Here is a 25,731-nt window from a genome sequence, read left to right as displayed (position 1 = left end):
GCGGGCGCTCCACGCCCCAGCAGACCGGACACGGCGACGCTCCGCGTCGCCGTCACGGGATGCGATTCCTCCCCGGCGTTCACGACTCCGTTGGGGAATGCGCAAACCGGTGTGGGGATCAGGCTGTCAGTCCGAGAGTGGCGAGGTGTGAGGTTCTCGTCTTGCCGAGGGTGTGTGGTTGAGCCAGGCGTCGAGGCGTATGAGGTTGATCGCGGCGGCGGCAAGGACGTTGCCGAGATGGGTCTTGGGCAGTCCGGTGTAGCGGGTGCGGCGGATTCCGGTGCGTCGCACCGCTTGCGATACCGTTCCTTCGACGCCTGCCCGGACGTCGTAGCGGGCCTTCCATTGCGTGGTCTGCTGCTCGGCCCGTTGTTGTTCCAGGACCTGCTGCTGCTCGCGGGGCAGAAGCGTCAACTGACGGCCCCACGTGCCGTTCGCGGCCGTGGTGCACCGGGATCGCAGCGGGCACGGCTCGCAGCCCTGGGACGCGAAGCGCACGCGAAAGATCGGCGTGCCGCCGGCTTTGTGCTGGTCGGACCAGCTTGCGCTCACCGCTCCGTGCGGGCACGTGACCTTCCTCGTGTCCCAGTCGACGCTGAAGGCACTCTGGGCGAGGTGCTCACCGTCGTGGCACTCATGGACCGTGTCCAGCCCCACGGGTCCCAGCAGATCGATCCGATGGTCGTCGCGGGCGGTGACGATGTGGGCGGCTGCACTTCGCCGCGCTGGAGCCGGAGCCCGAACCGGCCTCGCTGCTGGACCTACGGGCCGCGGTGAACGCGATGCTGCCCCGCGTGGACTTGCCCGAGGTGCTGCTGGAGGTGTTCTCCTGGACTGGCGCCGACCAGGCGTTCACCTCGGTCACCGACGGCGAGGCCCGGCTGAAGGACCTGCACGTGACGATCGCTGCGCTCCTGGTCGCCCACGGCTGCAACGTCGGCTACACCCCCGTGATCGGCGGGATCGACGCGCTGAAGTACGGACGGGTGTCCCACGTCGACCAGCCCTATCTGCGGCTCGCGACCTACCGAGCCGCGAACGTCACCCTGATCGAGCACCAAGCGTCCATCGGCCTCGCGAATGCGTGGGGCTGCGGCCTCGTCGCCTCGGTCGACGGGATGCGGTTCGTCGTCCCGGTGCCGAGCGTGTACGCGCGGCCGAACCCGAAATTCTTCGGCCGCCGGGGCGGCGCCACCTGGCTCAACATGATCAACGACCAGGCCGCCGGGCTCGGAGGGAAGGTCGTGGCCGGCACCCCGTGCGACTCCCTGTACGTGCTGGACGTGCTCTACGACCGCGACGGCGGCAAGCGCCCGGAGATGATCGTCACCGACACCGCCTCGTCCCAGCCGGTGTTCGCGCTCGCGCACCTGCTGGGCTTCGATCTCATGCCCAGGATCAGGAACTGGAAGGGCCTGACCTTCTACCGGCCCAGCAAGCAGACCGAGTACGTGCACATCGACGCGCTGTTCGGGGAGCCGGGCAAGAACTCAATCGACTTCGACCTGATCGAGTCCCAGTTCCGGCACCTGATGAAGGTCGCGGTCTCCGTACGGGAGGGGGCGATCTCCTCGTCCACGCTGCTCAAGCGGCTGCGTTCGGGCTCCAAGAAGAACGCCACCTACGCCGCGTTCCGTGAGGTCGGCCGCGTGATCCGCACCGTGCAGCTGCTGCGCTACCTCTCCGAGCCGGCGCTTCGCCGGCGCTCCGTCAGCCGCCCACCAGGGCCGACGTCGGCTTAGCGCACGATCTGACGCGGATGTCCCTCAACCCCCATATCCCAACGGAGTCGTGCACGCCGGGGCATCCTCGCAAGAATCAGGTGACCGCCGGGCACACCACCTAGGAGTCGGCCTCCAGGCGCTGCGCCGGCACCTCCGGGCGCAGTCGGGCCAGCAGGCGGGCGCGTTCGGCGCCGAAGGCCGGGTCCGCCTGGTATTCGGAGTGGCCGAGGATGGGGGCGGGCAGCGGGTGAAGGTCGGTGCGGCCGTGGGCCAGCGGGTCCTGCAACGGCTCGCGGTCGACCTCGGGTTCGCTGTCGTCGGGCAGCCGTACGGGGCCGCCGATCGGGTCGGTGAGCCGGTACAGGTTGGCCCAGCAGTCGACGTCGTGGTGCAGGGCGGTGAGCGCGGCCGGGCCGAAGTGGGCGGGGAACCAGCGGCCGTACAGGCGCTCCAGCGGAGAGCCGTACGTCAGCAGGGCGACCCGCTTGCGCACGGTCGGGGTCAGCTGCCAGGCCGCCGCGGCGGCGAGGACGCTGCCCTGGGAGTGGCCGGAGATCACCAGGCGTCCGCCCGTGGTGCGCGTCCAGGTGGTGATCCGCCAGGTCAGGTCGGGCACGGCCCGCTCGGCGTAGCAGGGCGGGGCGAAGGGGTGCGCGGCGCGCGGCCAGAAGGTGCCGACGTCCCAGAGGATGCCGATGGTGCGCCGGGCGGAGGCGTCCTTGTAGGCGCGCCGGCCCCAGGTGACGAAGAGGATGAAGCCGAGCCCGATCAGCCAGGAGCCGAGGGCCTGGGCGGTCTCCGCGGCACCGTGGACGAAGGGGTGCGTGTGCTCGGCGGCCTGGCTCGGGGTCTGCTCCGTGGCCATGGCACCGACCAGGGCCCCGGTGCCCAGGAGCAGGCCGACGGTGGAGATCGCGGCGACGAAGAGGGGCCCGCGGTCGGTGAGCGTGGCCATGGCGCGGGTGCGCGCGATCCGGCGGGTGCGTTCGGGGTCCTTGGACTCCCCCGGGTAGGTGCGTTCCACCACGGCGCGCTCCGCGCGGGCCAGCCCCAGCGTGCGCCACGCCTGCCAGCCGCACAGGACGAGCAGGACCACCAGCAGCGGTGGGATCACGGACGCCTGCCAGGTCAGCAGGACCGGCGCACCGGGGATGGCGGCCCGGGTGCCGTCCAGCCAGTCGGCCACCCGCTGGGACACGCCGCCGGACATCACGGCGCCGAGGGCGCAGGCCAGCATTGCGACGGCGGGCCCGGCCAGGCCGCGCATCGCGGCACGCGGGTCGGGATCGCTGCGGTGGAGGAGGTGGGCGACCACGCCGAGGACGATCACCAGCAGGCCCTGCACGAGGGCGATGCCGCCGAAGGTCGCGTCGCCCGGCAGCCGCCCGTCCGATGCCCACTCGGGGCGCTCCCACCCGGCATAGAGCAGGGTGAGGGCGAACAGGACGAGGGCGGCGAGCGGGAGGTGTCGTACGAGGGGCGCGTCGAGTCCCTGGTCGAGGTGCTGCTCGCTGCGGCCCCGTCGGCAGACCACCCACACGACGAGGGCCGCGCCGGTCACCAGTGCCGCCTCCAGCAGCCACCCCAGCGTCTCCAGGACGGCCGGTCCGCCGGGTTCACGGTCGTGCCGGGCGGCGGCGCCGGCGACCGCGGCGGCCACCGTGAGCAGGCCCGCGGCGGTGTGCGCGCCGCGCAGCCGGGCGACCAGGCGCCGGCCGTACCAGAAGCCGGGGCGGCCCAGTGAGGTGCGGCCGGTGTCCTCGTCGTCCTCGGGGGTGCGCGACAGCGGCTGCTCGGACTCGTACGCGGCCCAGGTCCGCAGGGAGAGGTACCACAGCAGGCCGACCAGGGCGGCGGGCACCAGGGACGCCAGGGCGAGCCTGCGGCCCGGTGGGCTCCACCAGCCGCCGTCGGACTCCGTGGGCGACAGAAAGCCCAGCCAGGAATGCCGCTCGGCGCAGGCGGGCGTGCCCGCGCACTGCCAGGCGGTCAGGTCCAGGGCGACCTCGCAGGCGGCCGCGACGAGCAGCACCGTCAGGGTCAGTCCCACGAGTCGGACCAGCAGCCCGTAGAGCCGCACCGTCCGGACGCGGCCCCGCGCGGTCGGGCGCATCCAGTGCGCGAGGTTGGCCACCATGAACGGCAGTAACAGCAGCCACAGGGCGCGGGCGCTGTTGCCGGAGGTGAGGTTGGACCAGACGTACGCCTCGGGCACCGGCCGCCCGGCGGCATGGCCGACCCGTTCGTCCGGCTCGGCCGTGTCGGCGCGGGTTTCGACCTCGACGTCGTCGGCGCGCCGGAAGACGGCCGCGGTGTCGTCGCCGGAGATCCGCACCGTGCGCGGGTCGTCCAGCATGTGCTCGGGCGTGGCGCCGCCCACCCCGTGGACCAGCAGTTCCAGGGCGGCCCCGGCATGATCGGGCCGCTCGGCGGGCCCGGCCGCCCCGTCGCTCCACGCACGTTCCTGCGCACGTTCCACTTCTTGCACTTCCCCCGAGACGTGCCGTTGGCATCTGTCGGTGCGGGCTCAAGGATCTCCGCTGGACGCCCCGCCCACACCTCTCGTCACCGAATCTCCCCGATCCATGTGACAGACAGGCAAGGATGGCAAAGGATAAAAGGACAAGGCCACAGTGGCATGTTCGCGTCGGGGCAGCCGGTGACGCGTCCTGGGCCGACCCGTGCGAACATGAGACGCCAACGCACCGGGACCGGGAGAATGTCCTTGTCGGAGCGGGTGCGAGGGCATTCGGACGGGATTGAGGAAAGGACCGGAGCGTACGTGAGTGAGAATCAGAACCTCCTCGCGGAGCAGCGGCGCGCCCTGATCCTGGACGAGGTGCGGCGCCGCGGCGGCGTCCGCGTCAACGAGCTGACTCGCAAGCTCGGCGTGTCGGACATGACGGTCCGCCGCGATCTCGACGCGCTGGCCCGCCAGGGCGTTCTGGAGAAGGTCCACGGCGGCGCGGTCCCGGTGGCGGAGGCGAGCACGCACGAGCCGGGCTTCGAGGCCAAGTCGGGTCTGGAGCTCACGGCCAAGGAGGACATCGCCAAGGCCGCGGCGCAGCTGGTCGCGCCGGGCTCGGCGATCGCGCTGTCGGGCGGTACGACGACGTATGCGCTGGCGCACCACCTGATCGAGGTGCCCGATCTCACCGTCGTCACCAACTCGGTGCGGGTCGCCGACGTCTTCCACGCGGCGCAGCGCTCCTCGGGCCAGCGCCAGGGCGCGGCCACGGTGGTGCTGACGGGCGGCGTCCGCACCCCCTCCGACTCGCTGGTGGGGCCGGTGGCCGACCAGGCGATCGCGACGCTCCACTTCGACGTGCTGTTCCTCGGAGTGCACGGGATATCGACGGAGGCCGGCCTGTCGACACCGAACCTCGCGGAGGCGGAGACCAACCGGCGCCTGGTGCAGTCGGCGCGGCGGGTCGTGGTGGTCGCCGACCACACCAAGTGGGGCACGGTGGGCCTGAGTTCCTTCGCCACGCTGGAACAGGTCGACACGCTGGTCACCGACTCGGGGCTGCCTGCCGATGCCCGGGCCGAGATCTCGGAGCATCTGCGACACCTGGTGGTGGCGGGCGAGGAGGAGGACGCGGAAGACCTCTGACCGCGTCGGCGGCGCAGACATCTGACGGGCCGCCAGCTATGGTGGGCTGCCCTGTCCCTGCCCGCCGTACAGGGGGTTTCGCATGGCTCGCCGTCTGCGTCCGGTGGAGGTCGACTTCGTCCGGGCCGCGCCCGTACGGCTGGTCTTCGCCCGCGAGATCACCGCTCCCCCTCAGACGGTCTTCCGTGCGCTCGCCGAGGACGTGCCCGGCTGGACGCAGTGGTTCTCGGCGGTGACGCTGGCCCGGCCCACCGACGACGGCGCCGGACGGGAGATACGGCTCAAGGGCGGTACGCGGTTCGCGGAGACGATCCTGGTGGCCGAGGAGCCCGAGGTGTACGCGTACCGCGTCGACGAGACCAACACGCCGGGGGTCCGTGCGCTCGCCGAGGAGTGGCGGCTCACGCCGGCCGGCGCCGGCACGCGCGTGCAGTGGACGTTCGCCGCCGACGGGACGCCGGTGTTCCGCCTCGTGCTCGAGCTGGCGCGGGCGGGCCTGGGGCGCGCGTTCAAGGACGCCGTGACGGCGCTGGACCGGCGGCTCGCACGGTGACGGCTCAGTCCGGCCAGCGGCCCGTGGCGAGCAGTGTCCCGATCGCCGCCGTGTACGGCGTGATGTCCAGGCCCTGTTCGGCGAGCCAGGTGTCCGAGTAGTACTTGTCGAGGTAGCGGTCCCCGGGGTCGCAGAGCAAGGTGACCACGCTGCCCGTACGCCCGTCCGCCACCATCTCGGCGACGATCTTCAGGGCGCTCCACAGACCGGTGCCGGTCGAGCCGCCCGCCTTGCGGCCGATGGCCTGCTCCAGGGCGCGCACGGCGGCGATGCCGGCCGCGTCGGGCACCTTCATCATCCGGTCGATGGCACCGGGCACGAAGCTCGGTTCCATACGTGGCCGGCCGATGCCCTCGATGCGTGAGCCGCAGTCGCAGGTGACGTCCGGATCGCCGGTGGTCCAGCCCTCGAAGAAGCAGGAGTTCTCCGGGTCGGCGACGCACACGCGCGTGTCGTACTGCATGTAGTGGACGTAGCGCGCGATGGTCGCGGAGGTGCCGCCGGTGCCGGCCGTGGCGACGATCCACGCGGGTTCCGGGAACCGCTCCAACTCCAGCTGACGGAAGATGGATTCGGCGATGTTGTTGTTGCCGCGCCAGTCCGTGGCGCGTTCCGCGTAGGTGAACTGGTCCATGTAGTGGCCGCCCGTGTCGGCCGCGAGGCGGGCGGACTCCTCGTACATCGTGCGCGGGTCGTCCACGAAATGGCACTGCCCGCCGTGGAACTCGATCAGGCGGCACTTCTCGGCGCTCGTCGTGCGGGGCATGACGGCGATGAAGGGCACGCCGATCAGCTTCGCGAAGTACGCCTCGGAGACTGCCGTGGAGCCGCTGGAGGCCTCGATCACCGGGCGGCCCGGTCGGATCCAGCCATTGCACAGGCCGTAGAGGAAGAGCGAGCGGGCGAGCCGGTGCTTCAGGCTGCCGGTGGGATGGGTCGACTCGTCCTTGAGGTACAGGTCGATGCCCCAGTGGTCCGGCAGCGGGAAACGGAGGAGGTGGGTGTCGGCAGAACGGTTGGCGTCGGCCTGCACCTTGCGGACGGCTTCTTTCAGCCAGCCGCGGTAGACGGTGTCGCTGTGGTCGACGTCGAGGGTGGCGCCGGTCCTGGTCTGCTGGGGGGTGGTCACGGCGGGGCTCCTTGGGCTGCGCGCCGACGGCGGGTGGCGCGGCCGGTACACCGATCATAAACAGGCTTCCGCACGCTTCTCACCTGCATAAACGCATCTTTGAGCAGCTCAAAGACGACCCTGGGGGCGCAGCGGACCGTTGCGCGCCACCCCCGGCGGAAGCCCTCGGGGGCGCATTCGCGCGAGTGCTCCGGGTGGCCTATGCCCGGGTGACGTGCGCACTGGTGCGCGACTTCGGTGACGGGCAGACTGCACCGCGCGGGACGAAAACGCCGGACGGGAAGCCACACACGACGAGGGGGCAGGAGGGTATGGCGGAGCCGGAGTTCACGGCCATGGGGGTGCGGATCGGTAAGGGCCTGCGTTCCCTCACCCGGGCCGGACAGGTCCGGATCAGCGACGGCAGGCTGGAGTTGCTCACCAGTTACGGAAGCGAGATCGACAGCGCACCGGTGCAGGCGGTGCGGGCGTCGAAGCCCTGGTTCGCTTCCGGGGCACGCGCGCTTGCCGACCTCAACGGCAAGCGCTACTCACTGACGTTGGGCGAGCACGACCCCGCGCCGGGCGAGCCGGGACCGCCCGCGGCACGCCGCTTCATCGAGGCCGTACGCAGGGCGGCACGCCGTGACGGCTGAGCGCCGCCGGGGCGGGGCGGCCCGGCGGGGGTGGCGGCGGCCGGCCGAGCCGCGGTGGCGCCGGGCGAGCGAGGCGAGGGGGCGCGGGGCGGCCGAGCCGTGGTGGCCCGCGGTGGCCGACCGGCGGCGGTGGGCCGTGACAGCCACGCCCACCTGAGTCGTGCAGGCCACATCGACGTGAGCCGTGCAGGCCGCTCGGACGAGCCATGGCCGCCGCGCAGCCGCGAGTTGCGCGGCCGGACCCCCTGCGTCACTCTGGTCTCACGTCACTCTGGGTTTACCGGCGATAACGCTGCGAACCAGCCGCCGGTCACGACAGCAGGCGGCCGTTTCACGCAGGCGCGCTGCTGGATTCGAACTCCGTGTTCTTCCGGACCTCACGTCGGGGAGTCGCAGCCGTGATCAGTCACCCACGCAGGCACTGCACGGTGGAGCTCCAAGCCCTGCCGTCGCGGATCGGCCAGGTCCGCAGAATCGTATCTGCGCAGTTGCGCTACTGGCACCTGGATGCCCTGATAGACCGAGCGGCGCTCGGTGTGACCGAACTGCTCTCGAACGTCCACCGGCATGCCCAACCCGACAAGACGTGCACCGTGGAGATCGAGCTGCTGCTCGACCGGCTCATGGTGTCGGTACGCGACCGCGACCCCCGCCTCCCGGTGGTGGCGGACGCGGATCCGCTGGCCACCTGCGGGCGCGGCCTCGCGATGGTGGCGGCGATGAGCGAGAGCTGGGGTGTGCGGCCGGACGGTGACCAGGGCAAGGTCGTCTGGTTCACACTGCCGACGGCCTCGCCCGCGGTGAAGGCACCCCCACGCCCGGCCCGCCGCACGGCCTCGGAGCCCGCACCCAGGTTCGCGGAGGCCGAACCCGTCGGCCGTACGCCCGAACACGCTCCCGCCCGGTCGGCCGTTGTCGGCTGACCGGGCGGTGAGTGGGCCTCGGCGAAGTCACCGCAGGGCCGAGGCCCGTCACTCCGTCGCGATGGCGCGCAGCACGTCCAGGCGGGCCGCACGCCGGGCCGGCCGCAGGCCCGCGAGAGCCCCGGCCGCGAGGCCCACCAGCGCCACCACCGCGAGTTGCACGGGCGGCATCGCGAAGGCGAAGGCGCTGTCGCTCGCACCGTCGGAGGCCTCCACCAGCACCCAGCCGAGGAAGGCGCCGAGGCCGAGACCGCCGGCCGTGCCGAAGGCGGCGACCAGGACGGATTCCCAGCGGACCATGGCCCGCAGCTGGGGACGCGTCTGGCCGACGGCCCGCAGCAGGCCCAGTTCGCGAGTGCGTTCGTGGATCGCCAGCGTCAGCGTGTTCGCGATGCCGAGGAGGGCGATGAGCACCGCGAGGGCGAGCAGCGCGTAGACAAGGGTGAGCATCATGTCGATGCCTCCGGCCGATGACTGCGCGTACTCGTCGCGGGTCTGCACGTCGGGGTTGCCGTACTGGGCCGCGACACCCTCCACCGCCGCCTTGCCCGCGTCCGTGCTCACACCGTCCTCGAAGGAGACCGCGACGAGCCTGTCGGAGTCCTGGATGCGGTGCGGTGCCCAGGCGGCGCGGGTGATGACGTAGTCCCCCGCCAGTTCGGACTGGCCGTAGACGGCCCGGACGGTGAAGGTCTCGCTCCGACCGTCGGTGAAGGTGAGCCGGGCCGTGTCTCCGATGGTGAGGTCCTGCTTGTCGGCTTCCTTCCCGGTGATCGCGATGCCGTCGGTGCCGAGGGCGTCCAGGGAACCCCGGACGGCGCCGAGGTCGAAGGTGCGCTCCAGGGCGGCGGGGTCGGTGACGGTCAGTGCCCGCCCCTGTCCGTCGACCTCGGCGACGCCGCTGCCGAGGCCCACGGCCGTGTCCACCTCGGGGAGTTGCACGATCGCGCCGGCCAGCTCCGGGCTGAGCCCGCTGCCGCCCCCGCCGAACGACGGGGTGCTGATCGCCACATCACCTGCGAAGGACCGCGACACCGTCTGGTCCATCGTCGCCTTCAGGGACGCTCCGAACACGGTGAACAGCGACACGACGGCCACGCCGATCATCAACGCGCTCGCCGTGGCGGCCGTCCGCTTCGGGCTGCGCAGGGCGTTGCGCCGGGCGAGGGAGCCGGTGACGCCGCGCAGCCGGTCGAGGGGGCCGCCCAGGACACGTACGGCGGTGGTGGAGGCGACCGGGCCGAGGACCACGAAGGAGACCAGGGCCAGGACGGCACCGCTGCCCGCCAGCCACACGGACGGCGACACCAGGACACCGGTGAGCGTCAGGGCCAACGCGAGGGCGGCGAGTGATGTGCCGGTGACGGCGCGGACCCGGGAGGCACCGGAGGAGTCGACGGCCGTCTCGCGCAGCGCGGCCAGGGGTGCGGTGCGGCCGGCGCGTACGGCGGGCAGCAGGGCGGAGCCCAGGCAGACCACGATCCCGACGGCGAGTGGGAGGACCAGGGAGAGCGCCTTGACCACCAGATCGCCCTCGGGGAAGGGGAATCCGATGGCTGGGAACAGCGCCTGCAACCCGGTGGCGATCCCGATGCCGCCCGCGAGACCGGCGGCCGACGCGGTCACCGCCACGGCGCCCGCCTCGACGAGGGTCGACGCGGTGACCTGGCGGCGGGAGGCGCCGAGCGCCCGCAACAGGGCGTTCCCACGGGTGCGTTGGGCCACGACGATCGCGAAGGTGTTGTGGATGGAGAAGGTCGCGACCAGCAGGGCGACGCCGGAGAACACCAGCAGAAAAGTCGTGAAGACGGTCAGGAACTGGCTGGAGATCATCTCGGTGTTCTCCTCGGCCGACTCCTGCCCGGTGAGTGCCTCGACCCCCTTGGGGAGCACGGGCGTCAGCCGGTCGACCAGTTCCTGCTCGCCGACCCCGGGACCGGCCCGCACCAGAATGCCGGCCGCGTCGCCCGGTCGTGCGGTGAGGTACTTCTCCGCGTCGGCCTGCGTCATGCCGGTGAAGGTCACCTGCGCCATGCCGTCCTCGCCGCCGAAGGTGGCCAGGCCCACGATCGTCACCTCGACCGGTTCCGGGATGCGCAGGGTCGTGGTGTCTCCGATCTTCAGGTCGCCCCGCTCGGCCGTGCCACGGTTGACCACGACCTCGCCGGACTTCTCCGGGGCGCGGCCTTCGGCGAGTTCGTACGGGTTGAGCTGCGGGTCGGTGATCCAGTTGCCGGCGAGGGTGGGCGGGCCCTGCCCGCCGATGGGCTCGCCGTCCGCGCCGAGGAGCTGGCCCGCGCCCTCGATGTTGGGCACGGCGGCCGCGACGCCGGGAACCCGCTCGACGGCCTCCACCAGGTCGGCGTCGACCGGTCGGCGCACGCCCTGGCTCTCGCCGGGCGTGGTGATGGCGTCGGCGCTGCGGACGACGGCGTCCGTGCCGCTGGTCGCGTTGCCGAACATCGAGTCGAAGCTCGCCCGCAGCGTGTCGCCCATGACGAGCGTCCCGGCGAGGAAGGCGACGCCGAGGAACACCGCGAGGAAGGTACCGGCGAAGCGGCGCTTGTGGGCGCGCAGTGAGGACACGCTCAGGCGTACGGAGGCGTTCATGACGGCACCTCGAAGGCTTTGATGCGGTCCAGGACCTTGTCGGCGGTCGGGGATTCCATGCGGTCGACCAGGCGTCCGTCGGCGAGGAAGACGACCTCGTCGGCGTGGGCGGCGGCGACCGGGTCGTGGGTGACCATGACGACCGTGCGGTCCATCTGGCGCACTGCCCGGCCGAGCAGCCCCAGTACCTCCTCGCCGGAGCGGGAGTCGAGGTTGCCGGTCGGCTCGTCGGCGAACACGACGTCCGGGCGTCCGGCGAACGCGCGGGCCACCGCGACGCGTTGCTGCTGACCGCCGGAGAGTTCGGCGGGCCGGTGGTGGAGCCGACCGCGCAGGCCGACCACGTCGATCAGTGCGTCGATCCACTCGGTGTCGCCGCGACCGCCCGCGAGGTCCAGGGGCAGCCTGATGTTCTCGGCGACGGTCAGCGTGGGCACCAGGTTGAACGCCTGGAACACAAAGCCGACGCGGTCGCGGCGCAGCAGGGTCAGGCGGCGGTCGTCGAGGGAGCCCAGTTCGGTGTCGCCGATGTGGGCAGTACCCGAGGTGAGCGTGTCGAGTCCGGCCGCGCAGTGCATCAGCGTGGACTTGCCCGAGCCCGAGGACCCCATGATCGCGGTGAAGCGGCCGGCCGGGAAGTCGACGCTCACCCCGTCCAGGGCCCTCACACTGGTGTCGCCGCTGCCGTACACCTTCACGGCGTCGACGACGCGGGCGGCCGTCGGCGTAATTGTCGTGGCGGTCGTGGTCGTCATGCCGCGCCGCCCTTGCCCGTACGGCCGAACTGCTCGTCCAGGACGGACAGCCGGCGCCAGTACTCGTCCTCGTCGATCTCGCCGGAGGCGAAGCGGCGGCCGAGCACGGTGATGGGCGAGTTGTCGTCGGCGGCGGGCCGCCAGGGGCCGCGGCGTCCGCGCCACACCGTGCGGCGCAGCAGCGCGATGCCGCCGATCACGACGGCCGCCCAGATGAGCGGGAAGAGGAGGATCCACGGGCCGGGGCCGCCATCTGCGAAGTGTGCCAGGGTCTGCATCTCGAGTCATCTCCCGAGTCGGTTCGGTCGGGTCGTTCGGTGATGCCTCGAGACTCGCGCCGGGAGGGGGCCGGGTCGTCGTACGGCCAGCGGCAGTGCGTGTACCTCGCGGGGAGTACGGAGGGCTGGTTCCACTGCTCCGGGGGGCTCGACTTCTGTAACTACTAGTATGTACGGTAGTGGCATGAACACCTCGGACCGACTGATCGAGTCCACCCGTGAACTGCTGTGGGAGCGCGGCTATGTGGGCACCAGCCCCAAGGCGATCCTGGAGCGCGCGGGGGCCGGACAGGGCAGCATGTACCACCACTTCAAGGGGAAGCCGGATCTCGCGCTGGCCGCGATCCGGCGGACCGCCGAGGAGATGCGGGCTACCGCCGGGGGAGTACTCGACGGTCCGGGAACACCGTACGAACGCATCGAGGCGTATCTGCGGCGCGAGCGCGATGTGCTGCGCGGCTGTCCGATCGGGCGGCTGACGATGGACCCGGACGTCATCGCGAGTGACGAGCTGCGCGCGCCCGTCGACGAGACGCTCGACTGGCTGCGTGAGCGGCTCGCCGGGATCGTCGAGGAGGGCAAGGAGCAGGGCCAGTTCGCGGCCGGGCTCGACGGCGAGTCGATCGCGGCGACGATCGTCGCGACCGTCCAGGGCGGCTACGTCCTCGCCCGCGCGTCCGGTTCGCCCGCCGCCTTCGACGCGGGGGTGCGGGGGCTGCTCTCGCTGCTCGCACCGCAAGCCAACGCCCGTACTCCTTGAAGGAGTTCACGCACGTGCACATCACCCGGCAGCGCCCCGCCAGCCGGCAGGTCCGGCGGAGAACTTCACCGACGTCGAGGTGATCCGGGCGGGCGACACCGTATGGGTCGAGCCGGGCGAGTGGCACTGGCACGGGGCCGGGCCGCGCACCTTCATGACGCGCCTCGCGGTCGTCGAGCCGCCGAAGACGGCACGACCGCCGAGTGGCACGACCACGTGGCCGACTATCCCGCCTGAGAAGGGCCCTTGACATGCATGCCATGCAGTACGAGTTCACCCTGCCGGCCGACTACGACATGGACGTCATCCGCTCCCGCGTCGCGCGCGTCGGGCATCTGCTGGACGACTGGGACGGCCTCGGCATCAAGACGTATCTGCTGCGCGAGCGCGGGATGCACGGCTCGCCGGTCAACCAGTACGGGCCGTTCTACCTCTGGAACACCATGGAGGGCATGAACACCTTCCTGTGGGGAGGCGCCTTCCAGGGCCCCGTGAACGACTTCGGGCGGCCGCGGGTGCGGCAGTGGACGGGGCTCGCGTACGAGGAGGGCAGCGCCGCCGGCTCCCCCGCCGGGTACGCCGTGCGTCGGCGCCAACCGGTTCCGGAGGGTGCCGAGTTGGCCGGGTTCATGGCGGACGCGGCGGGCGAGACCGAGCGGCTGGCGGCGCAGGACGGCGCCGTGCTGGCGGCGGCCGTCGTCGACACGCGCGCGTGGGAGCTGGCCCACTTCTCGCTCTGGGAGCACGGCATGCCCAAGGCCGACGGCGATGTGTACCAGGTGCTGCACTTGTCGGCCCCAGGGCGCGGCGCACTGCCGCGGGGGCGGCAGTGGTGAGTGCGGTCCGTACGGTCCTCGGGGATGTACGGCCTGAGGATCTGGGCGTGTGCGACGCGCACGACCACCTCTTCCTGAGCACCCCGCAACTGCCCGGCCAGGAGCTCGACGACACCTTTGCCGCGCGGGCCGAGTTGGACGCGTTCCGCGCGGTCGGCGGTTCGGCCGTCGTGCAGTGGACGCCGTACGGCATGGGGCGCCGGGCCGCCGACCTGCCGCCGCTGTCCCGGGTCGCCGGGGTGCACCTGGTCTGCGCGACGGGACTGCATCAAGCGGCGCACTACAGCCCGGAGTTGCTCGACGAACTGCGCGGGAAGCTGGCCGACCTCTTCGCGTCCGAACTGACGGAGGGCATCGGCACCTCGGGGGTCCGCGCCGGGCTCATCAAGGTCGCCGGCGGTTTCCATGCCCTCGACGCGCACGCCCGCTGGACGATGACCGCCGCGGCCGAGGCCCACCACGCGACGGACGCGCCCATCGCCGTGCACCTGGAGATGGGGACGGGCGTACTCGACGTACTGGAGCTGTTGTGCGGCGAGTTGGGCGTCCCTCCGTACCGGGTGATCCTCGGCCATCTCAACCGCTCCCCCGACCTCCCGCTCCACCGCCGGGCCGCGGAGGCGGGCTGCTGGCTGGCCTTCGACGGGCCCTCGCGCGCGCATCACGCCACCGACTGGCGGATGCCGGACGCGGTACGGGCGCTGGCCGAGGCCGGGTTCGGGCACCGGCTGCTGCTCGGCGGGGACACCGTCGTCGCCGGTGCGCGGTCGGTCGACGGCGGTCCCGGAATGCCGTATCTGCTGCGTCGCGTGCGGCCGCGGCTCTCGCTCGCCCTCGGTGAGGAGCTGGTGGCACGCATTCTCACCGACAATCCCGGACGGGCCTTCGCCGCCGACTGGCGCTGAGGTCCGGCCGGGGCGTGGCCCGATCGTGGTGATCTTTGACCCTGCACACCCTTTCGGCCACGCGCAGCGCAAGGAGGATGGGAGGTGACGGACCTGGCCCTGTGCAGCGAGGAAAGGTGAGGACATGGCGCTGGAGATGCGCGACCGATGCGAACGCTGCGAGACCGCGTCGCTGCCGCCCGACGCCCCCGCCCGCATCTGCTCGTACGAGTGCACCTTCTGCGTCCCGTGCACCGAGGCGATGCAGGGCATCTGCCCCAACTGCGGTGGTGAACTCGTCCCGAGGCCGCGCCGCACATGAAAGGAGAGACGCCGACATGCCCTTCGTCCGCATAGACGCCCTCGGAGCCGACCCCGATCGTCTCGACGCACTCGGTCGCGCCGTGCACGAGGCCCTGATGGAGACGATCGGTATCCCGCCCGACGACCGGTTCCAGGTGCTGGTCGGCCACGACGGCGTCCACGGCGCTCTGCGCCACGGCGACTATCTGGGCGTGCACCGCGACGACGGCATCGTGTACGTCTCCATCACCTTGCGCTCCGGGCGCGGCCCCGCGCAGAAGAGGGCGCTGTACCGGCGGATCGCCGAACTCGCCCAGGCCTACGCGGGAACCGAGCCCCGGAACGTCTTCGTGACCCTGACCGAGAACGAGTCGATCGACTGGTCGCTCGGCAACGGGCTGGCGCAGTACGCGCAGGCCGACTCTCCGAGCGTGTGACTCGGCGTCACACGCCGTAGACGCCCGGGCCCTAGCCCACGGAGATGTCCACGGTCGGCCTGAGCTTGGCGGCCGTGGACAGCGCCTCGTGCACGGGATGAGTGTCGAAGGCCGTCAACAGGGCGTCGTCCGCCGAGTGTTCGGCCGCCGGAAAGGCGATCTGCTCGTACGCGGCCTGGAAGCGCGGGCCCCAGCGGCGGGCGCCGAGGCGGGCCGTGCGGGAGCAGTTGTCGACCATGAACGCCACGTCGCGGGCGTGCATGTAGGGCAGCAGGGAGTCGACAGCCTCGATGACGGACTCGTTGACGATCTCGGACCACGGGTGGCCGCGCTCGGCAAACTCATCGACCTGGGCAGTCATCGTCGCGACGAACACACCGGCGGTGAACGGGTCGACGTCCGGCGCCCGTTCGGCCCGCCGGGCGCGTACCTGCTCCCCGGCCGCCCACATCGGTGAACCGCCGATCTCGCTCATCGGTCGGGCGCCGAGCCGGCGTTCGGCGAGGAGCACACTGCGCAGTTCGGTGCCGTCGGCGACCTCGTCATAGATCTCGGCGACGATCTCGCGCGCCGGTCCGTACGTCGCCGTGTACGCCCGGTCGAAGACGTCCCGGCCGACCGGATCGAGGTTCTCGCGCACGGCACGCAGTCCGGCACGCGAGATGGTGCGGGCGATCGGGCCGGTGATGTTCTCGCAGGACCTCTCGTACGCCGTCACCTCGTCGTCGCCGGCCAGCCGGCAGCGGGTGTACAGGCTCTCGACGATGCCGTGCACCGCACCGAGCAGGATGGCGCGTTCGCCGACGATGTCGGACCGGTACTCGCTGTCGAGCGTGGTGCGGAAGGTGTACGGCGAGCCGAGCGCGACCGACCAGCCGAGGGCGAGGTCCGCGGCACGGCCGTCGGGGTCGGCGTGCACGGCGAAACTGCTGTTGATCCCGGCACCGTTGATCTCCGCGCCCTGCAGATACAGCCGCCGCACGGAGTCGCCCATCCCCTTGGGGCACACGGCGATCACCCCGTGCCCCGGCGAGAACTCCCCACCCGTTTCCCGCAGATGGCCGAGCAGGAAGCCGTGGGAGAGGCCGATGACGGCGCCGGGCCTGAGGGCCGCGAAGAGTTCGCCGTGGTGGGCGGCGAGCGCGGCGTCCGCGATCAGCAGGATCACCAGGTCACTGTCGGCGGCGACGGCGAGCCAGTCGCCGAGCGTGCCGTCCTCCTCGGTGAAGCCTGCAGCACGGGCGTCGGCGACGGAGCGGGAGCCGGGGCGCAGGCCGACGGCGACGGTGATGCCGGTGCCGGCGAGGGAGTCGCGGAGGTTGAGGGCCTGGGCGCGGCCCTGCGGTCCCCAGCCGATGACGCCGATACGGCGGACGCCGTCGAAGGCCTGCGGGAGCAGTGGGAAGAGGTGCCGGCCGCCGCGCAGGACGGTCTCCGTGCCGCCGGGCACGGCCATCGTCTCGAGGGGGAAGACGCGGGAGGTGAACGTGGTCGAGGTCATGCCCGAGTTGTAGGCTCCGGCCGAGTGTTGCGGCAAGCGCAACTTGTGCAGCGGGGTGTTGCGCGAAATGAAAGGCTGAGGTCAGGGTGTGCGAGACGACCATCGGGAGCTGCGCCTCTTCCTCCATCTGGCGCAGACGCTGAACTTCGGGCGGACGAGCCTCGACTGTCATGTGAGTCCCGCGACGCTGACCCGGACCGTGCAGCGGCTGGAGGCAGACCTCGGGCACCGGCTGTTCGACCGGGGTCCGCGGGGGGTGTCGCTGACGGCGGAGGGGCATCGCTTCCGTGCCTACGCCGTCCAGGCACTGGAGTTGTGGCGTGCCTACCGTGAGGAGCATCCCGACCCGGCCGAACTCACCGGCCGTCTCACGGTGTTCGCCACGGTGACCGCCTGTCAGGCGCTGCTGGCCGACCTGTTGGGGCCGTTTCGCGCCGCGCATCCGCAGGTACGGCTGGATCTGCGCACCGGGGACGCAGCGGCCGCGCTGGCCCGGCTGGACGAGGGGGAGGTGGACGTGGCGGTCGCGGGGATCCCGGCGCGGCTGCCGGAGCCGCTGGTGAGCCGGACGGTAGCGGTCACCGAGCTGGTCTTCGTGACCGCCCGGGACCGGCCGGACCCCGGTCTGGAAGGGCCCTTCGTACTGCCGCACCGGGGCCTGGTCCGGGAGGCGGCCGACCGCTGGTTCCGGGCGCGCGGCCGGGTTCCCGACGTGGCCGGTGAACCGGACGGTCACGAAGGGCTGTTGACGCTGGTCGCCCTGGGCTGCGGCACGGGCGTGGTTCCCCGCCTCGTACTGGAGCACAGCTCGATGCACGACCGGCTGTCGGCGATCCCCGCCCCTGGTCCGCCGCCGGAGCCGTTGCCGATCGGGCTGTGCGTCCGGCGGGCCGATCTGCGCCGCCCGGCGGTGGCGGCGCTGTGGAGTCTGACGGAGCGGACCCCGTAGGCGTCACGCCGTCGCCAGCGCACCCAGCGGATCGTCCAGCACCGGCTGCCACGCCAACTCCGCGGCGCCGACCAGGCTGTTGTGGTCGAGGGAGCAGGCCAGGATGGGGACGCCGCCGCTGCGGCCCCACAGGCTGCGGTCGGCGACGACCGCGCGCAGCCGGTCGGGGTCGGCGTCCAGGAGGGTGCGGTGCAGGCCGCCGAGGATGATCCGGTCGGGGTTGAGGATGTTCACCAGGCCGGCGAGTCCGAGGCCGAGGCGGTCGATGAGGGCCTCTGCGGCAGCGCGCACGCCGGGGTCGTCGTACTCGTGCCGGATCAGTTCGTTGGCCTGCTGGAGCAGGGACACCTCGGGGCCCGGCTCGCGGCCCGCCGTCGTGAGGAAGGCCAGCGGGTCGGCCTCGACGTCGAGGCAGCCGCGGCTGCCGCAGTGGCAGGGGCGGCCCTCGGGGTTGACGGTGAGGTGGCCGACTTCGAGGGCGAGGCCCGAACTGCCCGAGTGCAGCCGCCCGTCGAGCACCAGCGCACCGCCGACCCCGCGGTGCCCGGTGGCCACGCACAGCAGGTCGCGGGAGCCGCGCCCGGCGCCGTGCCGGTGCTCGGCGAGCGCGGCGAGATTGACGTCGTTGGCCGCGAAGGCCGGTCCGGTGACGCCGGCCGCGCGGACGCACTCGGCGAAGATCTCCCGCACGGGCGCGCCCGCCGGCCACGCCAGGTGCAGTGGGTTCAGTGCCAGGCCCTCCGGCTCCGCAACCGCCGACGGCACCGCGAGACCGGCGCCCACGCACCGCCGCCCGGTCTCGCGCAGCAGCTCCGCACCGGCCTCCACGACCGACCCGAGCACCTTCGCCGGATCGGCGTCGACGACCTCGCAGCCGGGCGCGGTCGCCACGATCCGCCCGCCGAGTCCGACCAGTGCCGCCCGGAACCCGTCGGCGTGCACCTGCGCGGCCAGCGCCACGGGCCCGTCCTCTGCGAGCTCCAGCCGGTGCGAGGGGCGGCCCTGGGAACCGGCGGCGGCACCCGGCCGGGCGTCGACCCGGATCAGCCCCAACGCCTCCAGCTCGGCAGCCACCGCGCCGGCCGTGGCCCGGGTGACGCCGAGTTCGGCGGTGAGCACGGCCCGGGTCGGGGCCCGCCCGGTGTGCACGAGCTCCAACGCGGGCCCGAGCGCACCGCGCCCCCGGTCCAGTCGCGTCCTCGAGGTGGTCCCTTCCCCCGCCGGCCGGGGGTCCGCCTTGCCGCTCATGAGGGCGAGTCTCCCATGATCCGCACGTCAGCCGGCGTCCGCCGGGAAGCCGCTGACCCGCAGGGTGATGTTCAGCCGTCCGGTCAGGCCGAGCCAGGGCGGCGCAGTGCCGGCCTGCACCCGCGGCACCCCGTGGTACGCCATCCGCGACGGCCCGCCGAACACGAACAGGTCACCGCTGCGCAGCTCGACGTCCGTGTAGGGCCGGGCCCGGGTCTCGGTGTTGCCGAACCGGAAGACGCAGGTGTCACCGAGGCTCAGGGACACCACCGGCGCGGCGGACTTCTCGTCGCTGTCGCGGTGCATGCCCATGCGGGCGTCGCCGTCGTAGAAGTTGATCAGCGCGATGTCGTACGCGGCCCCCGTGGCCGCCTCCGCGCCGAGCGCGTCGGCCACCGCGCGCCGACCCAGCTCACCGAGCCACGCCGGGAACGGCTTCACGGGGGCGCCGTCTCCGTCGACGACCGTGCGGGCGTAGCCGTACGGGTACCAGTGCCGGCCCAGACAGACCTGGCGGGCGGTCATCGTGCCGCCGCCGGGCGTGCGGACCGTGCGCAGCCCCGCGGGCGGGCGCGCCCATTGCCGGCAGGCGCTCAGCAGCTCGCGCTGGCGTTCCGCGTCGAGCCAGTCCGGCACGTGCACCGCGCCCGGTGCGATCTCCGTACGGTCCCTGGGGAACAGCTCGGCCTCCATGCCGTCCATCCTCCCGCAGCGGCCCTGAGCTGCGGCTCGGTTAGCCTTGACCGCACGATGAACGACCGTATGACGACGCCCTGGGGCGAGCTCGCGCTGGCTCGCTTTCCCGAGGACCCCCGCGACCGCCTGCGTGCCTGGGACGCCTCCGACGAGTACCTGCTGCGGCACCTCGCGAGCGAGGGCGTGCCGCTGTCCGGCACGGTCGTGGTGCTCGGCGACCGCTGGGGCGCGCTGGTGACCGCGCTGGCGGCGCACGGGCCGGTGCAGATCACGGACTCGTTCCTGACGCAGGAGGCGACCCGCGCGAACCTCGCCCGGGGCGGCGTGGAGCCCGGCACGGTGCGTCTGCTCACCACCCAGGATCCGCCGCCCGACCGGGTGGACGTGCTGCTGGTGCGGGTGCCGAAGAGCCTGGCGCTGCTGGAGGACCAGCTGCTGCGGCTGGCGCCCGCCGTGCACCCCGGCACGGTCGTCGTGGGCACCGGCATGGTGAAGGAGATCCACACCTCGACGCTGAACCTGTTCGAGCGGATCCTCGGCCCGACTCGTACCTCGCTCGCCGAGAAGAAGGCCCGGCTGATCTTCTGCACGCCGGATCCGTCCCTCGTCCGGCCCGCCAACCCGTGGCCGTACAGCTACGTGCTGCCCGGCGGCATCGGTCCGGTGTCCGGGCACACCGTCGTCAACCATGCGGGCGTCTTCTGCGCCGACCGGCTGGACATCGGCACCCGCTTCCTCCTGCAGCATCTGCCGGACACGCGCGGCCCGCGGCGGGTCGTGGATCTGGGCTGCGGGAACGGTGTCGTCGGTACGGCGGTGGCGGTGGCGAACCCCGAGGCCGAGGTCCTGTTCGTCGACGAGTCGTTCCAGGCCGCGGCGTCGGCGGAGGCGACGTACAAGGCGAACGGCGTGCCCGGGCACGCCGAGTTCCGGGTCGGGGACGGGCTGGCCGGGGTGCCCTCCGGCAGTGTCGACCTGGTGCTGAACAATCCGCCGTTCCACTCGCACCAGGCGACGACCGATGCGACGGCGTGGCGGATGTTCACCGGCGCGCGGCGCGCGCTGCGGCCGGGCGGCGAGCTGTGGGTGATCGGCAACCGGCACCTCGGGTATCACGTCAAGCTGCGGCGGCTGTTCGGCAACAGCTCGCTGGTCGCCAGTGATCCGAAGTTCGTGGTCCTGAAGGCCGTCAAGCGGTAGTGGGCCGGCGGAGCGTGGTGATGATCCGTGCCACCGCCCGGGCCATCGCCTCCCGGCCCACGCTCAGATAGCTGCGCGAGTCGACCGCCTCGGGGTGGGCGGTGAGGAACTCCCTGATCGCACCGGTCATGGCGATGTTGAGTGCGGTGCCGACGTTGACCTTGGCGATGCCGCCGCCGACCGCCTCCGTCAGTTCGTCGTCCGGGACGCCCGAGGAGCCGTGCAGGACGAGGGGGACGTCCAGGGTGCCGGAGAGGCGCTTGAGGAGGGCGTGGTCGAGGGTGGCGGTGCGGGTGGTCATGGCGTGCGTGCTGCCGATGGCGACGGCCAGGGCGTCCACGCCGGAGTCGGTGACGAAGGCGCGGGCCTCGGCGGGGTCGGTGCGCGCGCCGGGCGCGTGGGCGTCCAGCGGCGGCCGTCCGTCCTTGCCGCCGACCTCGCCCAACTCGGCCTCGATCCACAGCCCTTGGGCGTGCGCCCAGTCGGCGGCGGCCCGGGTCGCGGCCAGGTTCTCCTGGTACGGCAGCCGGGACGCGTCGTACATCACGGAACTGAACCCGGCGTCCGGTGCCTGCCGCAGCAGGGCGTCGCTCTGCACGTGGTCGAGGTGCAACGCGACGGGTACGGCGGCCCGTTCGGCGGCGGCGACGGCCGCGCGGGCGAGCGGGAGCAGTCGTCCGTGGCGGAACCTGACCGCGTTCTCGCTGACCTGGAGGACGACGGGTGCGTCGACGGACTCGGCACCCGCGACGACCGCCTCGACGTGCTCCAGGGTGATGATGTTGAAGGCGGCGACGGCGGCTCGGGCCGCGGCCGCGCGGGTGACGAGTGCACCGGTGGTCACGAGGGGCACGGCTGCTCCTTGCGGGCGGCTCAGAGGATCACCGAGCGGGTGAGGTGGCGGGGCCGGTCCGGGTCCAGGCCTCGGGCTCGGGCCACGGCGACCGCGAGCCGCTGTGCGCGGACCAGCTCGGCGAGCGGGTCGAGGCCGCCCGCCACCCATCGGCCGCCGGTGGCCCGCACCTGCTCGGGGAGCCCTTCCGGCGCCGCACCGAGCATCCAGGTCGCGGTGGAGCGCGTGGTGATGCTGATGGGGCCGTGCCGGTACTCCATCGCCGGGTAGGACTCGGTCCACGCCTGGGCCGCCTCCCGCAGCTTCAGGGCGGCCTCGTGCGCCAGACCCACGGTCCAGCCGCGGCCGAGGAAGGTGAACTGGCCGCAGTCCACGAGGCCTTCGGGCAGCTCGGCGGCCAGCGCGGTGCGGGCGTCCGCGACGACGGACTCGGTGTGCAGTCCGAGGCGGGCGCGGAACAGGGTCAGCGCGGTGGTCGCGAAGCGCGTCTGCACGACGGACCGTTCGTCTGCGAAGTCGAGCACGACGACGTCGTCGGCGGCGTCCGTCACGGGCGTGCTCGGGTCGGCGGTGATCGCGGTCGTCCGGGTGGGGCCGTTCACCTTTCCGAGCAGGTCCAGCACCTCGGTCGTGGTGCCGGAGCGGGTGACGGCGACGACACGGTCGTACGGGCGGCCGTACGGGAACTCCGAGGCCGCGAAGGCGTCCGTCTCGCCCTCCCCCGCACCCTCGCGCAGGGCCGCCGCGGCCTGTGCCATGAAGTACGAGGTGCCGCAGCCGACGATCGCGACCCGCTCCCCCGGTGCGGGCAGCGCGTCCCCGTGCCGCGCCGCCAGGGACGCGGCGCGGGTCCAGCACTCCGGTTGGCTGCGCAGCTCGTCCTCGACGTGCGTCATGCGACACCCCTCCCTTGCTGATTATTCTTGCAAGTTACTGCCCTCTTTCAAGCACAATCAAGCATCTCGGCCGCAGGTCCGGTGCGCTAGGGTCGCCGCAGAACGAGGAACGGACGGAGGGTGCGGATGTCGCGCGACGCCCGCTGGAAGGCGCTGCTGGAGCTGCTCGTCGAGCGCGGCCGGCTGGACGTCGAGGAGGCGGCTGCCGAGCTGGCGGTCTCGGCCGCGACGATCCGCCGGGACTTCGACCAGCTCGCCGAGCAGCAGATGCTCGTCCGCACCCGGGGCGGCGCAGTCGTGCACGGCGTGTCGTACGAGCTCCCCCTGCGCTACAAGACGGCCCGGCACGCCTCTGAGAAACAGCGCATCGCCAAGGCCGTGGCCGATCTCGTCGCCCCCGGCGAGGCGGTGGGGCTGACCGGCGGCACGACCACCACCGAAGTGGCCCGGGCCCTGGCCGTGCGCAGCGACCTCGCCGCCGGCTCACCCGCGCTCACCGTGGTCACCAACGCGCTCAACATCGCCAACGAGCTGGCCGTCCGCCCCCAGTTCAAGATCGTGGTGACGGGCGGGGTGGCGCGGGCGCAGTCGTACGAGCTCATCGGTCCGCTCGCCGACGGCGTGCTCAGCCAGATCACCCTCGACGTGGCGGTGCTCGGCGTCGTCGCCCTCGACGTGGTGCACGGCGCGGCGGCGCACGACGAGGCGGAGGCGGCGATCAACCGGCTGCTGTGCGAGCGTGCCGAGCGCGTGGTCGTCGCCGCGGACTCCAGCAAGCTGGGCCGCCGGGCGTTCGCCCGGATCTGCGCCGCGGAGACGGTGGACACCCTGGTCACGGACACGGCGGTGGACGAGCACACGGTGCGGCGGTTCGAGGAGGCGGGCGTCGGGGTCGTCACAGTGTGATCGGCCGGGTTCTCGATTCATGGGGCCCGTGTGTTCGATCCCGCCTAAGCTGGAACCGCGCCGGCCGGACCGGGCGAGGGAGGCTGTGATGGCCGAGACACCGAGGGACGAGGGGTTCGGGCGCTCACGGTATCTGCCGATCGCCGAGCACGGGCTGATCGGCGATCTGCGGAGCGTGGCCCTGGTGGGCACCGACGGCACGATCGACTGGTACTGCTGCGGGGCCTTCGACGCGCCGAGCGTGTTCGCCTCGATCCTGGACGCGGAGCGGGGCGGCGCCTTCGAGCTGGCGGCGAGCGTGCCCGGGCGGACCAAGCAGTTCTACTTCCCCGACACCAACGTCCTGATCACCCGGTTCTTCACCGAGGACGGCGTCGGCGAGGTGCAGGACTTCATGCCGATCAACGGCGAGTCGACCGAGGCCGAGCGGCACCGGCTGATCCGGCGGGTGCTGTGCGTGCGCGGTTCCCTCCCGTTCAAGGCCCGTGTGGCGCCCCGGTTCGACTACGGGGCCCGGCCGCACACCCTGCGGATGGTCGGCGACGTGGCGGTCTTCGACTCCGAGGACCTGTCCCTGGCGCTGACCGCCACCGTGCCGCTCGAGGCCGACGGTCTCGACGCGTGGGCGGACTTCAAGCTCGCCGAGGGCGAGTCGGCGGTGTTCGCGCTGGACCGGGTCGGGGGCGACGTGACGCCCCGCCGGTGCCCGAGCATGGAGGCGGAGGAGCAGTTCGGCGAGACGGTGGCCTACTGGCGCCGCTGGCTGTCCGCATCGAAGTACCGGGGCCGCTGGCGGGAGATGGTGCACCGCTCCGCGCTCACCCTGAAGTTGCTCACCTACGCGCCCACCGGCGCGATCGTGGCGGCGCCGACGACGAGCCTGCCCGAACAGCTCGGCGGCGAACGCAACTGGGACTACCGGTACGTCTGGGTGCGCGACGCCGCCTTCTGCGTGTACGCGCTGCTGAGGCTGGGCTTCACCGGCGAGGCCGAGGCGTTCATGAAGTTCGTGACCCGGCACATCAGTCCGGGCGCCGGCTGCCACGCCGGCCCGCTGCAGATCATGTACGGCATCGACGGGCGCACCGACCTGCCCGAGCGCGAGCTCGACCATCTGGAAGGGTACGAGGGCTCCGCGCCGGTGCGGGTCGGCAATGACGCCGCCGAGCAGCTCCAGCTCGACATCTACGGCGCGCTCATCGACTCGATCTACCTGTACGACAAGTGGGCGCAGCCCATCTCCAGCGGCCAGTGGGACGACGTCTGCGCGCTGGTCGACTGGGTGTGCTGCCACTGGGACCAGCCGGACGAGGGCATCTGGGAGACCCGCGGCGGCCGCAAGGACTTCCTGTACTCGCGGCTGATGTGCTGGGTGGCGATCGAACGGGCCATCCGGATGGCCAACCGGCGCGGACTGCCCGCCGATCTCCCCCGGTGGCGGCAGTGCCGCGACACGATCTACCGCCGGATCATGCGCCGCGGCTGGTCCGAGCAGCGCCAGGCCTTCGTCCAGCACGAGGGCGGCGAGGTGCTCGACGCGGCCGTGCTGATGATGCCGCTGTCGAAGTTCATCGCGCCCACCGATCCCAAGTGGCTGTCCACCCTGGACGCCCTCACCAACGAGCTGGTGTCCGACTCCCTGGTCTACCGCTACGACCCGCAGGCCAGCCCCGACGGTATGCGCGGCGACGAGGGGACGTTCTCCATCTGCTCGTTCTGGTACGTCGAGGCGATGGTCCGCGCCGGACGGGTGGAGGAGGCGCGGCTGGCGTTCGAGAAGATGCTCACCTACGCCAACCATCTGGGCCTGTACGCCGAGGAGATCAGCCACACGGGCGAGCAACAGGGCAATTTCCCGCAGGCGTTCACGCATCTCTCCCTGATCAGTGCGGCCTTCAACCTGGACAAGGCCCTCGGCTGACCGGCCGGGCGGGGCGCGCGGCCCCGCCGGGCCCCCGGGGTTGTGGCGAGGGGAGTTGGCGGCCGCGGCGAAGGGGGCCCCGAGGAAGAACATGGCGGGACCCCCCGGCCCGGCGGCCGCG

Annotated in this window: 24 protein-coding genes and 2 pseudogenes; 15 read left to right on the top strand and 11 right to left on the bottom strand. The window is 72.3% G+C overall.

All coding sequences use genetic code 11. From position 1 onward, the window contains the following. Nucleotides 1-126 precede the first annotated feature (126 nt). Complete coding sequence (locus ACFVJQ_RS09445) at nt 127-552, bottom strand: transposase (RefSeq protein ID WP_385508789.1); 426 nt, start codon at nt 550-552, stop codon at nt 127-129. Nucleotides 553-704: 152 nt separating this feature from the next. Here ACFVJQ_RS09445 and ACFVJQ_RS09440 point away from each other — a divergent pair. Then, nucleotides 705-1,742, top strand: a pseudogene (locus ACFVJQ_RS09440) (Tn3 family transposase); the annotation flags it as partial. A gap of 100 nt (nt 1,743-1,842) precedes the next feature. Here the strand turns inward: ACFVJQ_RS09440 and ACFVJQ_RS09435 are convergent. Beyond that, nucleotides 1,843-4,203, bottom strand: coding sequence for a hypothetical protein (locus ACFVJQ_RS09435; protein ID WP_385782208.1), 2,361 nt, complete (start codon nt 4,201-4,203; stop codon nt 1,843-1,845). Between the two features lie 303 nt (nt 4,204-4,506). On the opposite strand from ACFVJQ_RS09435, the gene ACFVJQ_RS09430 reads away from it, so the two are divergent. Continuing rightward, the gene (locus ACFVJQ_RS09430; RefSeq protein ID WP_224735291.1) at nt 4,507-5,337 is read left to right on the top strand and encodes a DeoR/GlpR family DNA-binding transcription regulator; all 831 of its coding nucleotides are present in this window, start codon (nt 4,507-4,509) and stop codon (nt 5,335-5,337) included. Between the two features lie 82 nt (nt 5,338-5,419). Then, complete coding sequence (locus ACFVJQ_RS09425; protein WP_385782205.1) at nt 5,420-5,890, top strand: SRPBCC family protein; 471 nt, start codon at nt 5,420-5,422, stop codon at nt 5,888-5,890. Nucleotides 5,891-5,894: 4 nt separating this feature from the next. Here ACFVJQ_RS09425 and ACFVJQ_RS09420 read toward each other — a convergent pair whose 3' ends face one another. Next, nucleotides 5,895-7,019 carry a PLP-dependent cysteine synthase family protein gene (locus ACFVJQ_RS09420; protein ID WP_385508792.1) on the bottom strand — a complete coding sequence of 375 codons (1,125 nt, stop codon included), beginning with the start codon at nt 7,017-7,019 and terminating at the stop codon, nt 5,895-5,897. Between the two features lie 311 nt (nt 7,020-7,330). Here ACFVJQ_RS09420 and ACFVJQ_RS09415 point away from each other — a divergent pair, with 311 nt between their 5' ends. Together ACFVJQ_RS09415 and ACFVJQ_RS09410 are read left to right on the top strand one after the other, a co-directional pair. Continuing rightward, a complete protein-coding gene (locus ACFVJQ_RS09415) occupies nt 7,331-7,654 on the top strand; it encodes a hypothetical protein (protein WP_129796417.1) in 324 nt (107 codons plus the stop codon). Nucleotides 7,655-8,052: 398 nt separating this feature from the next. Beyond that, a complete protein-coding gene (locus ACFVJQ_RS09410) occupies nt 8,053-8,577 on the top strand; it encodes an ATP-binding protein (protein WP_385508793.1) in 525 nt (174 codons plus the stop codon). Between the two features lie 48 nt (nt 8,578-8,625). Here ACFVJQ_RS09410 and ACFVJQ_RS09405 read toward each other — a convergent pair whose 3' ends face one another. Genes ACFVJQ_RS09405 through ACFVJQ_RS09395 form a run of 3 tightly spaced genes read right to left on the bottom strand, consistent with a single transcriptional unit; the run spans nt 8,626 to nt 12,220 of the window. Next, the gene (locus ACFVJQ_RS09405) at nt 8,626-11,187 is read right to left on the bottom strand and encodes an ABC transporter permease (protein WP_385782202.1); all 2,562 of its coding nucleotides are present in this window, start codon (nt 11,185-11,187) and stop codon (nt 8,626-8,628) included. After that, nucleotides 11,184-11,942: an ABC transporter ATP-binding protein gene (locus tag ACFVJQ_RS09400; RefSeq protein WP_385782199.1), complete on the bottom strand. Its 759-nt coding sequence runs from the start codon at nt 11,940-11,942 to the stop codon at nt 11,184-11,186. The genes ACFVJQ_RS09405 and ACFVJQ_RS09400 overlap by 4 nt, the downstream gene beginning before the upstream one ends. Continuing rightward, nucleotides 11,939-12,220 carry an SHOCT domain-containing protein gene (locus tag ACFVJQ_RS09395; protein WP_385508796.1) on the bottom strand — a complete coding sequence of 94 codons (282 nt, stop codon included), beginning with the start codon at nt 12,218-12,220 and terminating at the stop codon, nt 11,939-11,941. The genes ACFVJQ_RS09400 and ACFVJQ_RS09395 overlap by 4 nt, the downstream gene beginning before the upstream one ends. 169 nt (nt 12,221-12,389) lie before the next feature. On the opposite strand from ACFVJQ_RS09395, the gene ACFVJQ_RS09390 reads away from it, so the two are divergent. The 6 genes and pseudogenes from ACFVJQ_RS09390 (at nt 12,390) to ACFVJQ_RS09365 (ending at nt 15,440) form a co-directional block, all read left to right on the top strand. Continuing rightward, nucleotides 12,390-12,980, top strand: coding sequence for a TetR/AcrR family transcriptional regulator (locus tag ACFVJQ_RS09390; protein ID WP_385508797.1), 591 nt, complete (start codon nt 12,390-12,392; stop codon nt 12,978-12,980). A 73-nt stretch (nt 12,981-13,053) separates the two neighbouring features. Further along, nucleotides 13,054-13,217: pseudogene (locus ACFVJQ_RS09385) on the top strand (cupin domain-containing protein); the annotation flags it as partial. 14 nt (nt 13,218-13,231) lie between these two features. Further along, nucleotides 13,232-13,816 carry a DUF4865 family protein gene (locus tag ACFVJQ_RS09380; protein ID WP_385782196.1) on the top strand — a complete coding sequence of 195 codons (585 nt, stop codon included), beginning with the start codon at nt 13,232-13,234 and terminating at the stop codon, nt 13,814-13,816. Continuing rightward, on the top strand, nt 13,813-14,721 hold the full coding sequence (locus tag ACFVJQ_RS09375; RefSeq protein ID WP_385782194.1) for a phosphotriesterase: 909 nt from the start codon (nt 13,813-13,815) through the stop codon (nt 14,719-14,721). Before ACFVJQ_RS09380 ends, ACFVJQ_RS09375 begins: the two co-directional genes overlap by 4 nt. A 124-nt stretch (nt 14,722-14,845) precedes the next feature. Next, the gene (locus tag ACFVJQ_RS09370; RefSeq protein ID WP_385508800.1) at nt 14,846-15,022 is read left to right on the top strand and encodes a DUF1272 domain-containing protein; all 177 of its coding nucleotides are present in this window, start codon (nt 14,846-14,848) and stop codon (nt 15,020-15,022) included. 16 nt (nt 15,023-15,038) lie between these two features. Further along, nucleotides 15,039-15,440: a tautomerase family protein gene (locus tag ACFVJQ_RS09365; RefSeq protein ID WP_385508801.1), complete on the top strand. Its 402-nt coding sequence runs from the start codon at nt 15,039-15,041 to the stop codon at nt 15,438-15,440. Between the two features lie 31 nt (nt 15,441-15,471). On the opposite strand, the gene ACFVJQ_RS09360 is transcribed toward ACFVJQ_RS09365, so the two are convergent. Beyond that, entirely contained in the window at nt 15,472-16,941 is a 1,470-nt protein-coding gene (locus ACFVJQ_RS09360) for a ketol-acid reductoisomerase (RefSeq protein ID WP_385782191.1), read from the bottom strand. 88 nt (nt 16,942-17,029) lie between these two features. Between ACFVJQ_RS09360 and ilvY the strand changes: the two genes are divergently transcribed. Further along, nucleotides 17,030-17,890: an HTH-type transcriptional activator IlvY gene (ilvY, locus tag ACFVJQ_RS09355; protein ID WP_385782188.1), complete on the top strand. Its 861-nt coding sequence runs from the start codon at nt 17,030-17,032 to the stop codon at nt 17,888-17,890. Nucleotides 17,891-17,893: 3 nt separating this feature from the next. Here the strand turns inward: ilvY and ACFVJQ_RS09350 are convergent, their stop codons facing one another. Both ACFVJQ_RS09350 and ACFVJQ_RS09345 read right to left on the bottom strand, forming a co-directional pair. Continuing rightward, nucleotides 17,894-19,138, bottom strand: coding sequence for an ROK family protein (locus ACFVJQ_RS09350; RefSeq protein ID WP_385508804.1), 1,245 nt, complete (start codon nt 19,136-19,138; stop codon nt 17,894-17,896). A gap of 27 nt (nt 19,139-19,165) precedes the next feature. After that, nucleotides 19,166-19,831 (bottom strand): alpha-ketoglutarate-dependent dioxygenase AlkB family protein, encoded by a 666-nt coding sequence (locus tag ACFVJQ_RS09345; protein WP_385782185.1) that lies wholly within the window; start codon nt 19,829-19,831, stop codon nt 19,166-19,168. Between the two features lie 69 nt (nt 19,832-19,900). Between ACFVJQ_RS09345 and ACFVJQ_RS09340 the strand changes: the two genes are divergently transcribed. Continuing rightward, complete coding sequence (locus ACFVJQ_RS09340) at nt 19,901-21,034, top strand: methyltransferase (protein WP_224740342.1); 1,134 nt, start codon at nt 19,901-19,903, stop codon at nt 21,032-21,034. Here ACFVJQ_RS09340 and ACFVJQ_RS09335 read toward each other — a convergent pair. Both ACFVJQ_RS09335 and ACFVJQ_RS09330 read right to left on the bottom strand, forming a co-directional pair. Continuing rightward, nucleotides 21,024-21,887 (bottom strand): ketose-bisphosphate aldolase, encoded by an 864-nt coding sequence (locus ACFVJQ_RS09335; protein ID WP_385508807.1) that lies wholly within the window; start codon nt 21,885-21,887, stop codon nt 21,024-21,026. The two genes, ACFVJQ_RS09340 and ACFVJQ_RS09335, sit on opposite strands and share 11 nt — an antisense overlap. 20 nt (nt 21,888-21,907) lie before the next feature. Continuing rightward, on the bottom strand, nt 21,908-22,783 hold the full coding sequence (locus ACFVJQ_RS09330) for an SIS domain-containing protein (protein ID WP_385782182.1): 876 nt from the start codon (nt 22,781-22,783) through the stop codon (nt 21,908-21,910). 126 nt (nt 22,784-22,909) lie between these two features. On the opposite strand from ACFVJQ_RS09330, the gene ACFVJQ_RS09325 reads away from it, so the two are divergent. Both ACFVJQ_RS09325 and ACFVJQ_RS09320 read left to right on the top strand, forming a co-directional pair. Then, a complete protein-coding gene (locus ACFVJQ_RS09325) occupies nt 22,910-23,689 on the top strand; it encodes a DeoR/GlpR family DNA-binding transcription regulator (RefSeq protein WP_385508809.1) in 780 nt (259 codons plus the stop codon). A gap of 88 nt (nt 23,690-23,777) precedes the next feature. Further along, on the top strand, nt 23,778-25,610 hold the full coding sequence (locus ACFVJQ_RS09320; RefSeq protein ID WP_385782179.1) for a glycoside hydrolase family 15 protein: 1,833 nt from the start codon (nt 23,778-23,780) through the stop codon (nt 25,608-25,610). Nucleotides 25,611-25,731 lie beyond the last annotated feature (121 nt).

It is taken from the genome of Streptomyces sp. NPDC127197 (assembly GCF_042672405.1).
Lineage (GTDB): Bacteria > Actinomycetota > Actinomycetes > Streptomycetales > Streptomycetaceae > Streptomyces > Streptomyces flavusporus.
The sequence above is the reverse complement of the archived record's forward strand: the minus strand, read 5'-3'. Positions and strand labels throughout refer to the sequence as shown.